A 19,759-nucleotide genomic window follows, 5' to 3' on the forward strand; every position below is an offset into this window, starting at 1 on the left:
TGTCCGGGCCGTCCACCCCTTTGGGCCCGGATTGCCGCTATGGCCGACCGCCTCGGCCGGTCGTACCCCCGGGGTGTTCCGCCTCACGCTGCGTTGTCATCCGACCGGGTGTTCCGGCGTGAGCGTGCTCACGCCGGAGGAGCGAACTCGCACAGCACCACCGAGGCGTCGTCGGTGCGCTTGCGCCGCCGCAGCCGCTCCGGGTGGTCCCGCTCGGCCGCGCGGACCCGGTCGATCAGCCCTTCCGGGCCCGCCACGGTCAGCACCTCCAGCAGCCCGGCCCAGTCGAACAGGCCGAACTGGTCGACCGCGCAGGAGGCGCCGTCGCTGAGCAGCGCGGCCCGGCGCAGCGCACCCGGACCGCGCAGCGGAAGCGTGCCGGTCAGCGCGTGGTACGCCGCGTCCGGGTCGCTCGCCGCCGCCCAGTAGCCGTGGGTGCGGTTCATCCGGGTCCGCTGCACCGTCGTCGCCCGCCGGAACCGGGTCGCCGGGTCGGTCTCGCCGTCGGGCAGCGCGGCGGCGTTGCGCCGCAGGTCCGCCACCGCGTCCGCGAGCCGGTCGTCGGTGACCACCTCGATCCCGCGGTCGGTGTCGAGCACCAGCGGGCTGTCGCAGAGCACCAGGTAGTCGACCCGGTCGCCGCTTTCCCGCAGCAGGCAGACGGTGGACGAGGAGGTGCCGGGATGGTCCAGGTCGCACGTCCCGCCGTGGTCGGCCCGGACCGCGAGGATCGCCGCCGCGAGGCTGCTCATCAGCGTGGCGGCGGGCCGGGCCGCGATCGCCAGGCCGATCCGGGCGGCCAGGTGCCGGACGTACCAGGCGGGACCGTGCACGCATCCGGTGTCGAAGCCCTCCGGCACGGTGGCCCCGTCGAGGACGCCGACGAGCGGGCCGATCCGGAAGACCACGTCCTCGTTCTCCGGGCGGCCCGGCGCCGGGTCGGAGGCGGAACGCACCCGCATCACCGGCGCCTCCCCGGCCGGGCGGGCCGGCCTGCTGCCGATCGCGTACCGGCGGTCCGGTGCTCCCATCGTCGCCTCCGTTCGTCGTCGTCGGCCGCCTACCCGGCCCGCGCCAGGTCATCCGCCACCGGCCCGATCGCGGTAACCCTGCGTCATCACTCCCGCACTTTCGGTAGCGTCGGACGCGACCGGGTCGGTCCCGGTGACAGGGGGATTCGAGATGTTGGAGCGGTTGCACGAGGGCGGCATCCGGGCGGAGCACGCATACCTCGCCGGGTTCGTCAGCATCGGCCTCTCGGTCACCAGTTGGTTCCTCTCCAAGCACATGGAGCGCGCCGGAGTGGCGCGGGCGGACCGCTGGGGCATCTTCATCGGCGAGTGGGCGCCGACGTTCTTCGCCATCGGCAACGGGCTGCGCACGTACGAGAAGTGAGGCGGGTCAGCGCCGCCGGTTGCGGGCCCGCGACGAGCGCAGCCGGCGCAGCCGGCCGATCAGCACCGGATCGGCGGCGAGCGCGGCCGGGTGGTCGAGCAGCGCGTTGAGCAGCTGGTAGTAGCGGGTCGCGGAGAGCCCGAACGTGTCCCGGATGGCCTGTTCCTTGGCTCCGGCGTGCTTCCACCACTGCGCCTCGAAGGCGAGGATCCGCTGCTCCCGCTCGGTGAGGCCGGCCGGCGTCGTGCCCGCGGCGCCCGTATCCGCCGCTTCCGGACCGGGCTGCTCGACCGGCGCGGTGGACTCGACGGGCGGCGACCCGGGCCGGACGGACTCCGACGGCTCCGACGGTGCGGTGGACTCGACGGGCGGAGCGGTGCGCGGTGGCGGAACCGCCCCGCCCGCGTGGCGCGTACCCGCTGCCGGGCCGGACGGGTCGACGGCGGCCCGCTGCGAGGCGTCGGCGGACATGGCGCTCCTCTCCGACGGCGGGTGACCGGCACGCGGAGCGCGCCGGCCGGGGGAGCCCCAGCGTAACCAGGGCCGCCCCCGGCCGCATCGGACGCGGGGTCCGCGCCGCCGGGGGGAGCCGGCGGCGCGGACCAGGTCAGGCGATGTCCCGCCGCCGCATCGTCCAGAACGCGGCCACGACCGCGCCCACCAGGGCCACGCCGAACACCACAGCCGACTGCTGCCAGGTGACCACGTACGTGGCCGGCTCGCAGGCGCCCTGGGAGAACTGACAGGTGTCGTAGTCGAACAGTTCCGCCTGCTTCAGGAACCACGACTGGGCGTACGTGGAGAGCACGTACCGGTCGCCGAACTGCACCCCGAGCACGGCGACCGCGATCCGGATGCCGATCTCACTCACCGCGAAGATGCCCACCGCCGCGCCGAGCGCCATCGCCGTGTGCCGGCCCAGCGAGGCCAGCGCGAACCCGACCGCCGCCACGAGGAGCGTCATGCCCAGCGCGCGCAGCCCGTCCAGCCCGATCGACTGCCACACCCCGGCGGTCATCTTCGCGGTACTGCCCCGCTGGCCGGCGATCAGCCAGAACGCCGCCGTCCAGAGCGCGCCGAGCACCACGGTCAGGCCGAACACCGTGGTCAGCAGGGCGGCCAGCTTCGTGCCCAGCACGGTCAGCCGCTTCGGTCGCCACAACAGCAGGTTCATCATCCCGCCGGTGTTCCACTCGGCGCCCACGAAGGAGGCGCCGACGATGAAGCCGAACAGCGCCACGGAGGCGGCGAACACGGCGATGAACATGGGGAACTCGGCCCGGAAGTCGAACTGGTACGGCAGGTACCACTTCGCCTCGAACATGTCGGGCTGCGGCTGGTAGTCCTTGCCGCAGTTCGGGCCGTACCGCTCCTCGGTCTTCTCGCCGCGCGCCTGGGCCGCCTCGCACTCCGCGACGTTACGCTTCCAGTCCGTCATCGCGGACTGGTAGTCGTTGTTCGCCTTGGCCTCGGCCTCGGCCACCACCACGGGCGAGAGCTTCTCGCTGGAGAAACTGAACGCGGTCGCGACGGTGGCCAGGCCGAGCACCAGGAGCACGAGCATCAGCCGGGTCACCCGGCGCTTGCCGAGCCGGCGCAGCTCGGTGACGAACAGGCTCATGCGCCCCAACCTCCTGCGGTGCCGGTCTGGTCGACCTTGGCGGACTGATCGACCTGACGGTGCTGGCCGGGGACCGGCGCGGTGGCGGTCAGTTCGAGGAAGACGCTCTCCAGGTCGACGGCGACCGGGGTGAGCTCGCTGACGTACAGGCCCTGCTCGGCGAGCAGGCGGCTGACGGTGGCCGGCTTGTCCACACCGGACAGCATCAGGTGGTCCGGCTCGGCGGTCACGCCGACCCCGGCACGGCTGAGCGCGTCGGCGGCCTGGGGCAGGTCGTCGACCGCCTCCAGGCGTACCCGCACGGCGCCCTGGGAGTGGGCCGCGAGCACCTGGTCGACCGGTCCGAACGCGACCCGGCGGCCGAGCGAGATGATGGTGACCGAGTCGCAGATGAGTTGGATCTCGCCCAGGATGTGGCTGGAGAGCACCACAGTCATCCCGGCCTCGGACAGCTCCCGCATCAGCCCGCGCATCTCCCGGATGCCGCCCGGGTCGAGGCCGTTCGCCGGCTCGTCGAGGATCAGCAGCTTGGGGTTCTTGAGCAGCGCGGACGCGACCGCGAGGCGCTGCTTCATGCCGAGCGAGTAGGTCTTGACCCGCTCACCCGCCCGGTCGCGCAGCCCGACCAGCTCCAGCACCTCGTCCACGCGCTGCTTGGGCAGCTCACCCGCCTGGGCGAGCAGGCCCAGCGTGTCCCGCGCGCTGAAGTGCGGGAAGAACTGCGGACTCTCCACGATGGCGCCGACCTGCCCGGCGACGGCCGGCAGCGCGTGCGGCAGCTCCTGACCGAGGATCGCCATCCGGCCGCCGTTCGGCTTGATCAGGCCGAGCAGCGTACGCAGCGTGGTGGTCTTGCCCGAACCGTTCGGGCCGAGGAAGCCGTGCACCTGGCCGGCTTCCACTCGCATGTCGAAGCCGTCGAGCGCGTGGCGGACCCCGCGCTTCCGGCTCCGGTACGTCTTGCGGAGACCTTCGATCTCCAGGACAGCCGACACAGCTGACCTCCCCCGATAAGTAGGCGTCAGCGACACCATACGCGGTATGCACCGGATGGCAATACCCGGTATGCAGTGTCGGCGTGTCGAGGCGCGTCGAGGCGCGTTAAAAAGGGGCCCCTCCTCTACCGCAGGCGTTAAGAAGGGTCCCTTCCTTGCGCCGTCAGGCGCAGACGACGTGGACGCCGGCCTCGCGGAACGCCGCCACCACGTCCGGGGACGCGCCGGAGTCGGTCACCAGCGTCTCGACCCGGTCCACCGGGCAGATCCGGGCGAACGCGTGCCCACCGAGCTTCGAGGAATCGGCTATCACGACGACCCGCTTGGCGCGGGCGACCATGAGACTGTTCATGGCCGCCTCCCCCTCGTGGTGCGCGGCGGCGCCGAGCTGCGGGTCGATCGCGTCCACGCCGAGCAGCGCGACGTCGAGCGTGACCTCACGCAGCAGCGCCCCGCCCAGCGGCCCGACCAGCTCGAACGACTTGGGCCGGACCACGCCGCCGGCCACCACCACCTTCATCCGCGAGCGCACCAGCAGCTCGTTGGCGATGTTCAGCGCGTTGGTGACCACGGTGAGCTGGGCGCCCTCCGCGCTGGTGTTGAGGTCGGGGCGTACGGCCAGCGCCCGCGCGACCTCGGTGCTCGTGGTGCCGCCGTTGAGGCCGACCACCGTTCCCGGGGAGACGAGGGCGGCGGCGGCCGTGCCGATCCGCTGCTTCTCGGCCGAGTGCTTCGCGGTCTTGTAGCGCAGCGGCAGGTCGTAGGAGACGCCGTTGGCGACCGCGCCACCCCGGGTGCGGGTGATCATCTGCTGCTGGGCGAGCTGGTCGAAGTCACGCCGGATGGTGGCCTGGGAGACGTCCAGCCGGTCGGCCGCCTCCTCGACGGTGACCCGGCCGCTGTCGGTCAGCATCTCCAGCAGCGCGTTCCAGCGCGCGTAGCGGTCCACCGCTGGGGCCTCCCTGACTATGCGTGAACGGTGATCGGTTGCGTGCACACTAGTGCGCGAAACTCAGTCCGCGCAAAAGCCTTCGCTGCGCGAACTTGGAGACAGTTGCCACAACCACGCCGCTTCGCGCAGAATGACGCGCGAAAGACGGCAGTATCGCGCCGTATTGCGCAAGGGTTTTTCCCGGCGAGGAGTTGTCATGGCGTACGTGCACGCGGAGATCGCGAGCCAGCCCGACTGCTGGCGGGAGGCGGCGCGACTCGCTCCGACCGTCGCCGAGCGCCTGCCGCGCCCCGGCGAGCGGGTCGCGGTGGTCGGTTGCGGCACGTCGTGGTTCATGGCCATGGCGTACGCCGGGCTGCGCGAGGCCGCCGGCCACGGCGAGACCGACGCCTTCCAGGCCAGCGAGTTCCCCACCGGCCGCCACTACGACCGGCTCATCGCGATCACCCGCTCCGGCACCACCACCGAGGTGCTCGACCTGCTCGCCGCGCTGCGCGGGCGGATCCCCACCACGGTCCTCGTCGGCGACCCGGACTCGGCCGCCGTCGCGTCCGCGGACGCCACTGTCGCGCTCCCCTTCGCCGACGAGCGGTCGGTGGTGCAGACCCGCTTCGCCACCACCGCGCTCGCGCTGCTGCGCGCCCACCTCGGCGAGGACCTCAGCCGGCTCGCCGCCGACGCGGAGGTGGCCGTCCGGGCCCCGCTGCCGATCGACCCGGCCGGCATCGAGCAGGTCACCTTCCTCGGCCGCGGCTGGACCGTCGGGCTGGCCCAGGAGGCCGCGCTGAAGTGCCGCGAGGCGGCCACGTTCTGGGCCGAGGCGTACCCGGCGATGGACTACCGGCACGGCCCGATCTCGGTCGCCGCCCCCGGCCGGCTGGTGTGGGCGCTCGGCGAGATCCCGGACGGCCTGCCGGAGGACGTGGCCGCCACCGGCGCCGCGTTCGTGCACAGCCGCACGCACGGCTGGCGCACGGTGCTGACGAGCTGGGCGGCCGGGCGCAACCCGGTCGACCCGATGGCCGACCTGATCCTGGCCCAGCGTTTCGCGGTCGCGCTCGCGACCACCCGTGGCCTCGACCCGGACGCGCCGCGTCACCTGACCCGGTCCGTGGTCCTGGCATGAGCGAACGCACCGAGCGCAGCGAGGGCCGTGAGCGCATGCCCAGTCAGCACGGCGTGAGCGAGCGAAGCGAGCCCACGGCGTGAGTGGAGGCGACGAGGTCGTCGTCGCGCTGGACGTGGGCGGCACCGGGATGAAGTGCGCCCTGGTCCGGCCGGACGGCACGACAGTGCACACCGAACGGCACGACACCGGCGCGCAGCGCGGCCCGGAGGCGGTGGTCGGCACGATCCTCGACGTGGCCGAAGGGCTGGCCGGCAAGGCCCGCGCCGACGGCCGTGCGCCGGTGGCCTGCGGCATCGCCGTACCCGGAGTGGTCGACGAGGCGCGCGGCGTGGCGGTCTGGTCGGCGAACGTGGGCTTCCGGGACGTACCCCTGCGGGAGCTGGCCCGCACACGGCTGGGACTGCCCGCGGCGCTCGGCCACGACGTGCGTGCCGGAGGCCTGGCCGAGGCGCGCCTCGGGGCCGGGCGGGACGCCGGCCACGTCCTGTTCGTCGCCATCGGCACCGGCATCGCCGCCGCCCACGTGGTCGACGGGTCGGCCGCCACCGGCGCGCACGGCGCCGCCGGGGAGATCGGCCACATCCTGGTACGGCCCGGCGGGCCGCGCTGCGGCTGCGGGCGGACCGGCTGCCTGGAGGCGGTGTCGTCGGCCTCGGCGATCGGACGCCGGTACGCGGAGCTGTCCGGCGCGCCCACCACCGCCGCCCAGGTGGCCGAGCGCGCGGCGGCCGGTGAACCGCTCGCCGTGGAGGTGTGGCAGGACGCGGTCGAGGCGCTCGCCGACGGACTGGCCACCGGGCAGGCGCTCTACGATGTGTCGACAGTGGTGCTCGGCGGCGGGCTGGCCCAGGCCGGTGCCCGGCTGTTCGACCCGCTGCGGGCGGCGCTGCGCGAGCGGCTGACGTTCCATCGCGAACCGCGCCTGGTCGCGGCCGACCTCGGCGACGAGGCCGGCTGCCTCGGCGCCGCCCTGCTGGCCCTGGACACCCTGGTGAAGGAGAGTCGATGACCCGGCGTGTGACCGGCAAGGTGGTGACCCCGACCGGCGTCATCCGGCAGGGCTGCGTGGAGATCGCGGACGGGCGGATCACCGCCGTCGCCGAGTATCCGTCGGTGCGCGACGGGCACTGGATCGTGCCGGGCTTCGTGGACATGCACACCCACGGCGGCGGCGGGCACACGTTCACCACCGGCGACCCGGAGGCGGCGCGGCAGGCCGCCGCGTTCCATCTCGGGCACGGCACCACCACGCTGCTGGCCAGCCTGGTCAGTTCCCCGTTCGAGCTGATGCGCGACGCCACCGCCGCCTACCGCCCGCTGGTCGAGTCCGGCGTGCTCGCCGGCGTCCACTTCGAGGGCCCGTACCTGTCTGCCGACCGCTGCGGCGCGCAGAACCCGGAGTTCCTGCGGGACCCGTCCACGGCCGAGCTGACCGAGCTGATCGAGCTGGGCGGCGGCGCGGTACGCATGGTCACGCTCGCGCCGGAACGCGACGGCGCCACCAAGGCGATCGAGCTGCTGGTGTCGCAGGGCGTGGTGGCGGCGGTCGGGCACACCGACGCGACCTGGGAGCAGACCCGCGCGGCGGTGGCCGCGGGCGCGACGGTCGGCACCCACCTGTTCAACGGGATGCGCCCGGTGCACCACCGTGAGCCCGGCCCGGTGGTGGCGCTGCTGGAGGCCCCGAACGTGGTGTGCGAGCTGGTCGCCGACGGGGTGCACCTGCACGACGGGATGCTCGGTTTCGCCACCTCGGTGGCCGGCCCGGAGCGGGCCGCGCTGATCACCGACGCGATGGCCGCCGCCGGCATGCCCGACGGCGAGTACGAGCTGGGCGGCCAGGCGGTCACCGTGGCCGGCGGGGAGGCCCGGCTCGCCCACAACGGCGCGATCGCCGGCAGCACGCTCACCATGGACGCCGCGCTGCGGCACGCGGTCGGCGCGGGCGTGGCCCTGCCGGACGCCTGCCGCATGGTCGCCACCACCCCGGCCCGCGCGATCGGCCTGGGCGACCGGGTCGGCGCGCTGGTCGCCGGGCTGCGCGCCGACCTGGTGGTGCTTGACGACGACCTGAACGTGGTGCGGGTGATGCGCGGCGGTAACTGGGTGGAGTGACCCGCCCGGCGGTCAGGCGGTGGGCACCTCGACGCCGAGCACCGCCTGCTCGTCCGGCCGGTGCACCAGCACGTCCGCCAGGTACGACTGCACCGCCCGGCGCATCCCCACGTCCCGCCCGGCCTGCTCGGAGAGCAGCCACTTGTGCTCGATGATCTGGGCGAACAGCTCCTGCGGCTCCAGCTTGCGGCGCAGGTGCGCGGGCACCGCCCGGACCACCGGCTCGAAGACCTCGGTCAGCCAGCGGTGCGCCGCCTGCTGCTCGTCGGTCAGGTCGCTCTCCACCCGGTAGGCGTCCAGGTCGTTGAGGAGCCGGCGGGCCTGGTTCTCCTCCGCGTCCAGGCCGGTGAGGCGCAGCAGCCGCCGGGTGTGGTAGCCGACGTCGACCACCTTCGGCCGCACCAGGTAACGCCCGTTGTCGACAGTGGACATCGCCACCTCGGCCACGTCGAAGCCCAGCTCGTTGAGGCGGCGGATGCGGCGCTCGATGTCGTGCCGGGCGGCGCGCTCGACCTGCTGCTCGTAGGTGATCTCGTGCCAGAGCTGCTCGTAGCGCCGTACGACCTCCTCGCAGACCACCTCCGGGTCGATCGACTCGTGCAGCAGGCCGGCGGCCTGCAGGTCGAGCGCCTCGCCGAAGATGTTGACCCGGGCGATCYCCAGGTCCTCGCCGCGCTGCCCGTTGGACAGCGACGGGTGCAGCGCGCCGGTCTCCGCGTCCACCAGGTAGGCGGCGAACGCGCCCGCGTCCCGCCGGAACAGCGTGTTGGACAGCGAGCAGTCGCCCCAGAAGAAACCGGTCAGGTGCATCCGGACCAGCAGCACCGCGAGCGCGTCGAGCAGACGGTTCATGGTCTCCGGCCGCAGCGTGCGGGAGAACAGCGCCCGGTAGGGCAGGGAGAACTGGAGGTGGCGGGTGATCAGCACCGGGTCCAGCGGCTCGCCGTCGTCGCTCTGCCGGTCGGCCACGATGGCGACGGCCTCCACCGACGGGAAGTCGATCCGCTCCAGCGCCCGCAGCAGGTCGTACTCGCGCTCGGCGACCCGCTCGCCGGTCTCCTTCACCGCGTAGACGTACCCGCCGAGCCGGACGAACCGCACGATGTGCCGGGAGATGCCCTGCGGCAGCGCCACCAGGTGCTCGGCAGGCCACTGCTCCAGCGGGGTCGACCAGGGGAGGTCGAGCAGCGCCGGGTCGACGAGAGCCGAGGTGATCCGCACGGCAACCAGTGTGACCGCTCACCCCCGCGCCGCGCTTCCCTTCGTGGCTCGGCACACAGCCGCCGATGCCCGCGCCGCCCCGGCGCCGTCGGCGGCCGGTAGCGTGGTCGCGTGCGTCAGACCTCAGGGGTACGCGGTGACCTGCGGCTGCGGCCGGTCCGGCCGGCCGGGTGGTGGTTCGACGGGCTGCTGCTCGCGTCAGTGGTGGCGATCACCGTGGCGCTCGCCTCCGGGCACCTGTTCGGGCTCGACCGGGCGGTCGCCGACTGGTCCGACGAGCACCGCCCGACCGCCGCCCGCTGGGTGGCGATGACGCTCAACCTGCTCGGCCAGGGCACCCCGCTGACGCTGCTCGCGGCCGGGCTGGGCGTGCTGCTGGCGCTGCGGCTGCGCTCGGTGCGGCCGATCCTGCCGCCGGTGGTCGCGTTCGTGCTGACGTTCTTCACGATCGGCCCGCTGAAGGTGTGGACGGCCCGGCCGGCGCCGAGCGCCTCGGTCAAGGAGCCGTTCCTGTCGCCCGAGCAGACGCTGCCGCTGTTCCAGCACGACCTGCCGGTCCGCTTCGCCCAGTCGTACCCGTCCGGGCACGTCGCCAACGCGATCGTCTGGTACGGCGTGCTGGCCCTGCTACTGGCCCCGCTCGTGCGCACGGTCGGCCGGACCGTGCCGCCCCGGCTGGTCACCGTGGTCCGGGTGGTGCCCCCGGCGGTGGTCTTCTGCACCACCGTCTACCTGGGCTGGCACTGGCTCACCGACTCGATCGCCGGTCTGCTGCTCGGCCTGCTGCTGGACCGGCTGCTGCGCCGGGTGCCCTGGGACGACCTGCCGCTGCCGCGCCGGCTCGGCGACTGGCGGCGGCCGGTCGACTGGTCCGCGCCGGGCTGACCGGGCGACCGCACCCGCTGTTCACCGCACGCTCCTAGGCTGCCGGTGTGGAACAACTGGCGCGGCGACTCGGCGTACCCGACGCGGTCGTCATCGGTCTCGGCTCGATGCTCGGCGCGGGCGTCTTCGTGGTCTTCGCCCCCGCCGCGGCGGCAGCCGGCGGCGTCGGTCTGCTGGTCGCGCTGGCGGTCGCCGGCTTCATCGCCTACTGCAACGCCACCAGCTCGGCCCGGCTCGCCGCCCGCTACCCCGAGTCCGGCGGCACCTACGTCTACGGCCGGGAACGGCTGCACCCGTTCGCCGGCTTCCTGGCCGGCTGGGGATTCGTGGTCGGCAAGACCGCGAGCTGCGCGGCCATGGCGCTGACCGTCGGGGCGTACCTGTGGCCGGGGCGGGCGCGGCTCGTCGCCGTCCTCGCGGTGGTGGCGGTGACGGTGGTGAACCTGCGCGGCATCGGCAAGACCGCCGCCGCCACCCGGGTGCTGGTCGCGGTGGTGCTCACGGTGCTCGCCGTGGTGGCGGTGACCGGCGCGCCGCAGGTGGCGGCCGACCGGCTCACCGCCCCCGCCGACCTCGGGGTACGCGGTGTGCTCACCGCCGCCGGGCTCCTCTTCTTCGCGTTCGCCGGGTACGCGCGTATCGCCACGCTGGGCGAGGAGGTACGCGACCCGGAGCGCACCATCCCCCGCGCGGTGCCGCTGGCGCTCGGCGCGGTGCTGGCGATCTACCTGACGCTGGCGGTAGTCGCGCTCGGCGTGCTGGGCGCCGACCGGCTGGCGTCCACCGACGCGCCGCTGGTCGAGGTGGTGACCGCCACCGGGCACCCGGGGCTGGCCTGGCTGGTCCGGGCCGGCGCGGCGGTAGCGGTGACCGGGGTGCTGCTGTCGCTGCTCGCGGGCGTCGGCCGCACCTCGCTGGCGATGGCCCGCCGCCGGGACCTGCCGCGCGCGCTGGCGGCGGTGCACCCGCGCCACCGGGTGCCGCACCGCGCCGAGCTGGCCGTGGCCGCCGTGGTGATCGCCGTCGTCGCGGTCGGCGACGTCCGGGGCGCGATCGGCTTCTCCAGCTGCACCGTGCTGGTCTACTACGCGATCACCAACGCGTCGGCGCTGACGCTCGGCCCGGACCCGGCCCGCCGCGTACCAGCCCGGGTGCTCGCCGCGCTGGGGCTGGTCGGCTGCCTGGTGCTGGCGGTCAACCTGCCGCTGCCGAGCGTGCTCGCCGGGTTCGGCGTGCTCGCGCTCGGCGCACTCGGATACACGGTCCGCCGCCGTCGGCGACCTGCCTGACGCGGCCGGTCACTCCTCCGGCCGGCGCGCGGCGGGTGGACCGGCGGGCGCCGGCGGCGGCGCGGGCGTGGTCTCCCGCAGCAGCGCGGTCAGCCCGGCCCGCCGGGCCACCACCGTCAACCGGTCACCGGCCTGGATCACCATCCGCGGATCGGCCGTCCAGTCGGCCTTTTGGTTCGGCCGGGTGTACGCGAGCAGGCGTACCTCGCCGGGCCGGGCCACCGCGCTCAGCGGACGCCCGTCCAGCGGTGAGCCCGCCACCACCGGCACCTCGGTGACCAGCAGCGCGTGCCGGTCGACCGGGATGGTGGCGACGACCGCGCGGTCCAGCAGCGCCGCCGCGAACGACGGCGCGGCCAGATAGGACACACTGCGCGAGATGCCGATGCCGAACGCCTGCTGGATCCGCTCGGCGAAGTCGCCGTCGAACAGCCGCAGCACCACGCGCAGGTCCGGGTCGAGCGACCGGGCGATCAGCGCGGCACGCAGGTTCGTCCCGTCGTCGGTGGAGACCACCACCAGCGCCTGGCACGTGTCGACGGACGCGGACCGCAGCGTCTCCTCCCGGCCCGCGTCGCCGACGATCAGCGGCACCCCCAGCCGGTGCGCCAGCGCGGCGCCCCGCGCGTCCGCGTTCTTGTCGATCGCCACCACCTCGACGCCGAAGTCGTGCAGCTGGGCCATCACCCGGGTGCCGATGTTGCCCAGCCCGACCAGCACCACGTGCCCGGAGCGGTCCGGCTGGACCCGGCCGGCGTGCAGGGCCAGCCGGGCGTTTACGACGCCGTCGACCACGGCGGCCGTGATCAGCGGGATCAGCGCCAGCCCGGCCAGGTTGAGCACCACCTGCATGACCTGGGCGGCGACCGGCTTGTTGACGTCCGGGTCCTGGCCGGTGAGCGTGGTGACCAGCGTCAGGTAGACCGCCTCGCTCCAGCTGACGTCGGCGGCCCGCGCGTTGAGCCAGCCCAGCACCGCGATCACCCCGAGCAGCGCCAGCACCGCGATGCCGATCTTGCGGGTGGCGAAGTGGCGGACCGCGCGCAGCAGCACCGCCGCCGGCTGCCGTCGCCGCCGCGCCCGCACCAGCCGCCGCGCGGCCACCTCCGTGCCCGCCGGCCGGCCGGTCGCCTCGGCCAGCACCACGTCGGCCGCGGCCTCGTCGGCGGGCAGCACCCGGACCAGGTCCGGGTCCGTGGTGACGGCCAGGCCGCAGACCACGTCCTGCGGGCGTACGTCGTCGCGCCGCGCCACGTACAGCGTGCGCCCGGCGTGCCGGAAGTGGGTCGGCGCCACCTCGCCCAGCGCTGCGGCGACGAAGGCGGGCGCGGCCATCGAGGCGTCGGAGAGCACCGCCGAGTCGGGGAAGAGCTGGCGCAGCCCGTCCGCCAGGTTGGTGTTGAACATGCGCACCACCAGGCGCAGCCGGGACTCGACCTCCTGGGCGCAGAGCGCGGCGTGCATGTTGCCCACGTCGTCCTGGTTCAGCAGCGCCAGCCCGGCCGCGCCGGCCAGCCCGGCCCGGCGGAACGCCGCCTCGTCGAGGCGTTCGGCGGTGACGACCCGTACCCCCGGCACGTCCCGCCCGTCCGGGCCCTCGGACCGGCGGCGGGCCGGCACCACGAGCGTGACCCGCACCCGCCCGTCGGCGCTGTCGGTGGCGAGCAGCGACCGGACCACCCAGTAGGCGAGCGGATCGGAGCCGCAGACCACGAAGTGGGGGCGTTCGTCCCCGTTCATCCGGAGCCGCCAGCCGGTCGCGCGGCGTGCGCGGTCACGCAGGGGCTCGGCCATGTCCGGATGGTAGTCAGCCGCTCTCGGTACGCGCAGCCCCCTCGATCATGAACGCATGGCGTGGCCGGGTACGGGTAGAGCACCGGCATGCAGACGTTCCTGCCGTATCCGGACTTCCTGGCCAGCGCCCGGACGCTGGACCAGAAGCGGCTGGGCAAGCAGCGCGTGGAGACGATCCAGGTGCTGCGCGGCCTGACCCGGCCGGACTACGGCTGGCGCAACCATCCCGCCGTGAAGATGTGGGCCGGGTACGAGGAGGCGCTGACCCGGTACGGGCTGGACATGTGCGCGGTGTGGTGCGAGCCGGGCCGGGCCGACACCTGCGCCGRCACGCTCGCCACCGACCTCGCCACCGCCTGCGGCATCGCCGTGATCCGCACCCAGGACGAGCTGGCCGCCGCCGGTGAGCTGCCGCCCTGGCTGGGCCGCGACGACCTACACCGCAGCCACCGGTCGTCGCTGCTGCGCAAGGACCCGGTCCACTATGCGCGGCTGTTCACCGACGTCTCCCCTGACCTGGAGTACGTCTGGCCCCCCTCCGACCGCCCCCGCCGCTGCCTGGAGTGAAAGGAAGGGCCCCTTTTTAACGCCTCCGGTAGAGGAAGRGCCCCTTGTTAACACCTCCCCCACGCCGCCGCGCGGCGCACTCGGCGCGCGGGCGACCGGCGCGCGGCGCGGACGTAACCGGGCCGCCCGGCGTTAAGAAGGGCCCCCGCACATCCGTATGCGTTAAAAAGGGCCCCTTCCTTTCACCTCGGGCAGACTGGGGGGACCACCGACTGAAGGATGCCCCCGTGAGTCTGTCGCAAGTGGTAGGTCGCCTGATCGGCGTACGCGAGCACGTGGTGGACCCGGGCGGCGGTGGCGCTCCCCGCGCGCCGCGACCGGTCGCGGCGCTGGTGGTCGGCGGCGGCATCGCCGGCATGTCGGCGGCGGTGGTGCTGGCCGAGCGCGGAGTTGCGGTGACCGTGCTGGAGGCCGCGCCGCACCTCGGCGGCCGGCTCGGCGCCTGGCCGGAGGAGCTGCCCGACGGCGTCCAGCGCAACGAGCACGGCTTCCACGCGTTCTTCCGGCAGTACTGGAACTGGCGGTCGATCCTGCGCCGCGTCGACCCGGCGCTGGGCTTCCTCAAGCCGATCCCGGGGTACCCGATCCTGTCCGAGCAGTGGCCCACGGAGGAGTTCGGCAAGCTGCCGCCCGCGCCGCCGGCGAACCTGCTGGCGCTGCTGCTGCGCAGTCCGAGCCTGCGCCTGGCGGACCTGCGCACGATGGATCGGGACGCCGCGCTGCCGCTGCTCACCTACGACCCGGTGCGCACCTACGAGGAGTTCGACGAGCGCACTGCCGACGAGCTGCTCACCTCGCTGCGCCTGCCGGACCGGGCGCGGGCCATGCTCTTCGAGGTCTTCTCGCACTCGTTCTTCAACCACGAGGCGGAGATGTCGGCCGCCGAGATGATCGCGCAGTTCCACTTCTATCTGCTCGGCAACCCGGAGGGGCTGGCGTTCGACTGCCCGGACCGGGACTACGCGACGGCGATCTGGGAGCCGCTGACCCGGCACGTGGAGAAGCACAGCGGCCGGGTGCTGACCGGCGCTCCGGCGGCCCGGCTGGACCGTACCCCGGAGGGCTGGCGCGTCACCGGCGCGGACGGCGACGTCTGGGAGGCGCCGCACGTGGTGCTCGCGGTGGACCCGCCCGCGCTCGCCGCGCTGGTCGCCGCCTCGCCCGGCCTGGTCGCGGCGGCACCCGAGCTGGTGGCGCGGATGCCCGCGTTCGGCACACCCGGGCCGCCGTACGCGGTGGCGCGGTACTGGATGGACGGGGACGTCCGCCCGGACCGGGCGGTGTTCAGTGGCGTCTCCCGGCAGCCCACGCTGGACTCGGTGACGCTCTACCACCGGCTGGAGGACGAGCCCCGCCGCTGGGCCGAGCGGACCGGCGGCTCGGTGGTGGAGCTGCACGCGTACGCCTGCGAGCCGGACGTGCCGGCCGACGAGCTGGCCGCCCGGATGCTGCGGGAGCTGACCGCGCTCTGGCCGGAGGTGGCCGATCTGCGGGTACGCGAGTTGCGCGCCCGGGTCGAGGCGCTGGCCCCGGCGTTCACGCCTGGTAGCCACGCCGGGCGGCCGGGGGTGGAGACCGACGCGCCGGGCCTCTACCTGGCCGGGGACGGCATCCGCACGGAGTTCCCGAGCGCGTTGATGGAACGGTCGGCGGCCACCGGGATCATCGCGGCGAACCACATCCTGCGTGCCGAGGGGGCGGCGGCCGAGCCGGTCCGCTCGATCCGTCCGCGCGGCCTGCTGGCCGGCAGGGTGAACCCGAAACGGTCATAGGCGGGCAAAATCGCCTCTACGCTCGACTGATCCGGTGACACGGGAGGTCGGGCGGTGAGCACCGCGACGCGCGAGCGGCGCGACGAGGAGCACGGGACACCACGGGACGAGCGGACCGCGGTGGTCACCGCGCTGCGACTCGGCTGGTCGATGGCGGACGCCTACCACCACGCGCAGACCGCCGACCTGACCGACGGCGGGGACCGGCCGACGGTCGCGCCGCCGAAGCTGTCGAACCTGACCGAGCTGGCCGGGTGGCACCGGCTCGGCATGTACCTGGACGGCGTGGACGTGGCGCTGGCCCAGATCGCGCCGCTGACCCCGGCGGGCCGTACCGTGCCGTCCACCGCCGCCGCCCGCCGCGCCACCGGCGCCGACCGGGACCCGTTGCTGCGGGCGCTCGACGACCTCAACATCGACGTGCTGCGCTGGACGATGGCGACGGACCACCGGGTGGGTGTGGCGTACCGGCTCGGGCGCTCGCTCGCCGACACCGTACGGCGCGGCGACGCCGACCGGCTCCCGGGCCGGTTCGGTGGCCGGCACCTCCAGATCAGCAGGTGGCTGGACGAGCTGGCGAGCGTGCTGCCGCCGTACTCGGCCGCCGTGGTGCGCCGCTCGCTCGCCGCCTGGGCCACGGCTGTCGGCCGGGCCACCGTCGGCGACCCGGGCGAGGCCGGACTCGCCGACCTGGCCCGGGAGCTGCGCAACCAGGGCGACCTGTGGCAGGACGTGCTCACCGGTGGGCTGCATCCGCGCGACCTGCTGGACGAGGAGAACTGGGCGGTGATCGCCCGCAACGTCGTCATCCGGGACCGGAAGCTGGTGGCGCAGGCGGCCCGGGGCATCTTCTGGCCGGTGCTGGCACCACTGCTTGTGGTGCTGCTGGCGGTGGTGGGCGTCAGCGCCGCCGCGGCGGCCGGCTCCCCCACCACCCGGGCGGCGGTGGCGCTCGTCGGCCTCGGCGCCGGGCTCACCGCGATCTGGCGGTCGATCTCCACGCCGACGCTGTCGGTGGCCGCCGAGGTGAACCGTCCGCTGCTGGACAGCGAGCTGGTGGTGCAGATGACCGCCCGGATCGACCGGCCGCTCGCCGCCGCGCGAAGCGCCGGCCGGGCCGGACGGCAGCGGCGACCCACCGAGGACGGATCGAAATACGTTGGCCACGATTCCCGAATCGATCTACCGTGAGCGAGCAAGGTCAACCACCGTTCCAGGAGCCGTCGATGTCGCTGCGATACGCCACCACGATGACGTCGTGGCTGCTCGGCGACGGCTGCCGGGAACACGGTCCCTGGCCCGGAGGGCACGACTGACGCGCGTCGCGCGTCCCCGTCGTCGCCGCCCGGTCCCGTGGACCGGGCGGCTTTTTCGTCGCCGTACCGCCGATCGTGAAGGGAGAGCCCGGTGGACGCCGTCCTCGTCATAAACGCCGACCTCGGCCCGCTGCACCGGGTCACCGTCAAGCACGCGATCCGGATGCTCTGCCGCCGAGTCGCCGAGATCCACGAGGCCGAGCCGGACCGGGTGATCGGCGTCTTCCCGCTGCCGCGGGTGGTCCGCCTCGTCCGGTACGTGGTGACCCGCTGGCGGTTCAGCGCCGGCCCGGCCTGGTCGCGGGCCGGGGTGCTGGCGCGCGACCGGCGGCGGTGCGCCTACTGCGACGGCGCGGCCAGCACGATCGACCACGTCCTGCCCCGCTCGCGCGGTGGCCGGAACACCTGGGGGAACACCACCGCCGCCTGCTACGCGTGCAACCAGCGCAAGGGTGACCGGACCCCGGCCGAGGCGGGCATGCCGCTGCGGCGGGCTCCGGTGACGCCGAGCTGGGCCGCGCTGGCGCGGTGACGGACGGCCGGCGGGCACAGGGGGCGGTGTCGGGGGTACGCCCCGGCGCCGCGCCCGCCGGTCCCACCAGTGCGCCTACCTGTCGAGACGCCGGGCCAGCCCGTCGAGCAGGAGGTCCAGCCCGCCGCCGAACTCGTCCTCCGGTACGACCACGCCGGCGTCGCGCGCGGTCGCGGCGAGCAGGGGGAACTCGTCGCGGGGCAGCGCCGCGATGACAGTCGTGCCGGGCCCGGCCAGCGCGCCGAGGTGTTCCATCTGGATCGCGCCGACCACGTAGCCGAGCAGGGCGCGGAACGCGATCACCCGTCCGGTGCCGGTGAAGCCGGCCCCGGTCAGCACCGCGAGCACCGCCTCGCCCCAGCGCAGGATCGTCGGCGAGCGGTGCCGGTACGCAGGGAGCAACGGCACCACTGCCGGGTGGAGACCGACCGCGCGGCGTACCCGCTCGGCCAGGTCCCGGATGCCGTCCGCCCACGGGACGTCGGGCGGCGGGCGGGTGTCGACCGGTTCGAGGACCCGCTCGACGACGAGCGCTTCCAACTCGTCGCGGTCGGCGACGTAGCGGTAGAGGCCCATCGTGCTGGTGCCGAGCTGCGCGCCGACCGCGCGCATGGTGAGGCCGGCGAGGCCGTCCCGGTCGAGCACCGCGAGCGCCGCGTCGGCGAGCTGGGCCGGGGTCAGGGAACGGGGACGGGGCATGGCCTTGACAGCGTACAAGATACGCCTACGGTTGTAGGAGTACGTCGTACGCCTACAACGGGAGCGCGCATGGACGTCGTCACCCCTCGCCATCTCACCAGCGTGACCGGTGCCCAGGTCGCCCTGCCGGACCCGGACCGCCTGGTCCACCTCCAGTTCCGTCGCTTCGCCGGCTGCCCGGTCTGCAACCTCCACCTGCGCTCGATCGTCCGCCGGCACGCCGAGATCGAGGCGGCGGGCGTACGCGAGGTGGTGCTCTTCCACTCCCCCGCCGACGAGTTGCGCGAGCACGTCGCCGACCTGCCGTTCGCCGTGGTGGCCGATCCGGACCGGCGGCTCTACCGGGAGTTCGGGGTGGAGTCGGCGCGGCGGTCGCTGCTCGACCCGCGCGCCTGGCTGCCGATCCTGCGCGGCGTGGCGATCAGCACCTGGTACATCCTGCGCGGACGGGAGCGGTCGCCGTCCCTTACGCCGCACGGCGGCCGCTTCGGGCTGCCGGCCGACTTCCTGATCGCGCCGGACGGGCGGGTGCTCGCCGAGAAGTACGGCGAACACGCCTCCGACCAGTGGTCGGTGGACGAACTGCTGGCCCAGGTCAGCCGGAGCCGGTCGGCGCGGTGACCGCTGGATCGCCGGTCGGGACGTACCCGCCGAGGGGTGCCGGGCAAACGGCGGTCAGTGGGCGGTCGGCGGGGTCCAGCCGAAGCGCGGCGGGCGGCGCTCGTTCATGGCCGCCACCCCCTCGCGGGCCTCGCCGCTGTCCCGCACCTGGCCGTGCCACCAGGCCAGCCGGTCGGCGTCGGCGCGCCCGTCGACGATCTCCTTCGCGGCGGCCACCGTGAGCCGGGAACGCTCGGCGATGGTGGCGGTCAGCGTTGTCACCCGCCCGGCCAGCTCCCCGGCCGGCAGCACCTCGTCCACCAGGCCGATCCGCAACGCCCGCTCGGCGTCGACCAGCTCGCTGCTGAACAGCAGGTGCTTGGCGGCGGACGGACCGACGAGCGCGGCCAGCCGCCGCGTGGTCGGCGCCGGGTAGACCAGGCCGAGCCGGGCCGGGGGTACGCCGAACCGGGCCTCCGCCGAGGCCAGCCGCAGATCGCAGGCGACGGCGAGCTGGCAGCCGCCGCCCACGCAGGCACCCTCGATCGCGGCCACAGTGGGACGGCCGAACGCGGCGAGCCGTTCCTCGGCGGCCACCGCGATGCTGCCGTCTCCGGCGGCCAGCAGCTCGTCCAGGTCGCCGAGGTCGGCCCCGGCGCAGAACGTGCCGGCCGCGCCGGTGAGCACCAGCACCCGTACCGCCGGGTCGGCCTCCAGGCCGTCGAGCAGCACCGGGAGCTGCCGCCACATGGCCGGGGTCATGGCGTTGCGCCGGGCCGGGTTGTGGATGACCACGGTTGCCACCGGGCCGTCCACCCTGACCGTGAGTTCCGCGTCGGACATGGTGCGACCGTAACGGGCGGGGCCCGGCGGCCAC

20 protein-coding genes are annotated in these 19,759 nt (G+C 74.3%); 11 read left to right on the forward strand and 9 right to left on the reverse strand.

Annotated features, from left to right (window positions below; genetic code table 11):
• Nucleotides 1-128 precede the first annotated feature (128 nt).
• On the reverse strand, nt 129-1,031 hold the full coding sequence (locus A8711_RS16425) for a hypothetical protein (RefSeq protein ID WP_069088728.1): 903 nt from the start codon (nt 1,029-1,031) through the stop codon (nt 129-131).
• 151 nt (nt 1,032-1,182) lie between these two features.
• On the opposite strand from A8711_RS16425, the gene A8711_RS16430 reads away from it, so the two are divergent.
• The gene (locus A8711_RS16430) at nt 1,183-1,395 is read left to right on the forward strand and encodes a hypothetical protein (protein WP_013288875.1); all 213 of its coding nucleotides are present in this window, start codon (nt 1,183-1,185) and stop codon (nt 1,393-1,395) included.
• A gap of 6 nt (nt 1,396-1,401) precedes the next feature.
• On the opposite strand, the gene A8711_RS16435 is transcribed toward A8711_RS16430, so the two are convergent.
• From A8711_RS16435 to A8711_RS16450, 4 genes are all read right to left on the reverse strand, one after another.
• Nucleotides 1,402-1,866, reverse strand: a complete 465-nt coding sequence (locus tag A8711_RS16435) for a DUF3263 domain-containing protein (RefSeq protein ID WP_069088729.1) — start codon at nt 1,864-1,866, stop codon at nt 1,402-1,404.
• Nucleotides 1,867-2,002: 136 nt separating this feature from the next.
• Entirely contained in the window at nt 2,003-3,016 is a 1,014-nt protein-coding gene (locus A8711_RS16440) for an ABC transporter permease subunit (protein WP_043327970.1), read from the reverse strand.
• Entirely contained in the window at nt 3,013-4,011 is a 999-nt protein-coding gene (locus tag A8711_RS16445) for an ATP-binding cassette domain-containing protein (RefSeq protein WP_043327969.1), read from the reverse strand. The genes A8711_RS16440 and A8711_RS16445 overlap by 4 nt, the downstream gene beginning before the upstream one ends.
• 163 nt (nt 4,012-4,174) lie before the next feature.
• On the reverse strand, nt 4,175-4,960 hold the full coding sequence (locus A8711_RS16450; protein WP_043327968.1) for a DeoR/GlpR family DNA-binding transcription regulator: 786 nt from the start codon (nt 4,958-4,960) through the stop codon (nt 4,175-4,177).
• A gap of 199 nt (nt 4,961-5,159) precedes the next feature.
• Here A8711_RS16450 and A8711_RS16455 point away from each other — a divergent pair, with 199 nt between their 5' ends.
• From A8711_RS16455 to nagA, 3 genes are all read left to right on the forward strand, one after another.
• Complete coding sequence (locus A8711_RS16455) at nt 5,160-6,089, forward strand: SIS domain-containing protein (RefSeq protein ID WP_043327967.1); 930 nt, start codon at nt 5,160-5,162, stop codon at nt 6,087-6,089.
• A 79-nt stretch (nt 6,090-6,168) separates the two neighbouring features.
• The gene (locus A8711_RS16460; RefSeq protein WP_064446739.1) at nt 6,169-7,101 is read left to right on the forward strand and encodes an ROK family protein; all 933 of its coding nucleotides are present in this window, start codon (nt 6,169-6,171) and stop codon (nt 7,099-7,101) included.
• A complete protein-coding gene (nagA, locus tag A8711_RS16465; RefSeq protein ID WP_043327965.1) occupies nt 7,098-8,207 on the forward strand; it encodes an N-acetylglucosamine-6-phosphate deacetylase in 1,110 nt (369 codons plus the stop codon). Before A8711_RS16460 ends, nagA begins: the two co-directional genes overlap by 4 nt.
• 12 nt (nt 8,208-8,219) lie before the next feature.
• On the opposite strand, the gene A8711_RS16470 is transcribed toward nagA, so the two are convergent.
• On the reverse strand, nt 8,220-9,428 hold the full coding sequence (locus A8711_RS16470) for a DUF4032 domain-containing protein (protein WP_069088730.1): 1,209 nt from the start codon (nt 9,426-9,428) through the stop codon (nt 8,220-8,222).
• Between the two features lie 111 nt (nt 9,429-9,539).
• Between A8711_RS16470 and A8711_RS16475 the strand changes: the two genes are divergently transcribed.
• Both A8711_RS16475 and A8711_RS16480 read left to right on the forward strand, forming a co-directional pair.
• Nucleotides 9,540-10,313 (forward strand): phosphatase PAP2 family protein, encoded by a 774-nt coding sequence (locus A8711_RS16475; RefSeq protein WP_069088731.1) that lies wholly within the window; start codon nt 9,540-9,542, stop codon nt 10,311-10,313.
• 47 nt (nt 10,314-10,360) lie between these two features.
• A complete protein-coding gene (locus A8711_RS16480) occupies nt 10,361-11,602 on the forward strand; it encodes an APC family permease (protein WP_069088732.1) in 1,242 nt (413 codons plus the stop codon).
• A 9-nt stretch (nt 11,603-11,611) separates the two neighbouring features.
• On the opposite strand, the gene A8711_RS16485 is transcribed toward A8711_RS16480, so the two are convergent.
• A complete protein-coding gene (locus A8711_RS16485; RefSeq protein ID WP_369830115.1) occupies nt 11,612-13,396 on the reverse strand; it encodes a TrkA family potassium uptake protein in 1,785 nt (594 codons plus the stop codon).
• An 87-nt stretch (nt 13,397-13,483) separates the two neighbouring features.
• On the opposite strand from A8711_RS16485, the gene A8711_RS16490 reads away from it, so the two are divergent.
• From A8711_RS16490 to A8711_RS16505, 4 genes are all read left to right on the forward strand, one after another.
• Entirely contained in the window at nt 13,484-13,963 is a 480-nt protein-coding gene (locus A8711_RS16490) for an MSMEG_6728 family protein (RefSeq protein WP_069088733.1), read from the forward strand.
• A gap of 227 nt (nt 13,964-14,190) precedes the next feature.
• Nucleotides 14,191-15,735: an FAD-dependent oxidoreductase gene (locus A8711_RS16495; protein WP_069088734.1), complete on the forward strand. Its 1,545-nt coding sequence runs from the start codon at nt 14,191-14,193 to the stop codon at nt 15,733-15,735.
• A gap of 54 nt (nt 15,736-15,789) precedes the next feature.
• The gene (locus A8711_RS16500; protein ID WP_069088735.1) at nt 15,790-16,926 is read left to right on the forward strand and encodes a hypothetical protein; all 1,137 of its coding nucleotides are present in this window, start codon (nt 15,790-15,792) and stop codon (nt 16,924-16,926) included.
• A 216-nt stretch (nt 16,927-17,142) separates the two neighbouring features.
• Complete coding sequence (locus A8711_RS16505) at nt 17,143-17,583, forward strand: HNH endonuclease (RefSeq protein WP_043327959.1); 441 nt, start codon at nt 17,143-17,145, stop codon at nt 17,581-17,583.
• A gap of 75 nt (nt 17,584-17,658) precedes the next feature.
• On the opposite strand, the gene A8711_RS16510 is transcribed toward A8711_RS16505, so the two are convergent.
• Nucleotides 17,659-18,282: a TetR/AcrR family transcriptional regulator gene (locus tag A8711_RS16510; protein WP_176722824.1), complete on the reverse strand. Its 624-nt coding sequence runs from the start codon at nt 18,280-18,282 to the stop codon at nt 17,659-17,661.
• A 69-nt stretch (nt 18,283-18,351) separates the two neighbouring features.
• Between A8711_RS16510 and A8711_RS16515 the strand changes: the two genes are divergently transcribed.
• Nucleotides 18,352-18,903 carry a peroxiredoxin-like family protein gene (locus A8711_RS16515; RefSeq protein WP_069088737.1) on the forward strand — a complete coding sequence of 184 codons (552 nt, stop codon included), beginning with the start codon at nt 18,352-18,354 and terminating at the stop codon, nt 18,901-18,903.
• Between the two features lie 54 nt (nt 18,904-18,957).
• Here A8711_RS16515 and A8711_RS16520 read toward each other — a convergent pair whose 3' ends face one another.
• On the reverse strand, nt 18,958-19,725 hold the full coding sequence (locus A8711_RS16520; RefSeq protein WP_069088738.1) for an enoyl-CoA hydratase/isomerase family protein: 768 nt from the start codon (nt 19,723-19,725) through the stop codon (nt 18,958-18,960).
• Nucleotides 19,726-19,759: the final 34 nt, after the last annotated feature.

This window comes from Micromonospora sp. II (assembly GCF_001709195.1).
GTDB classification, from domain to species: Bacteria; Actinomycetota; Actinomycetes; order Mycobacteriales; family Micromonosporaceae; genus Micromonospora; species Micromonospora chalcea.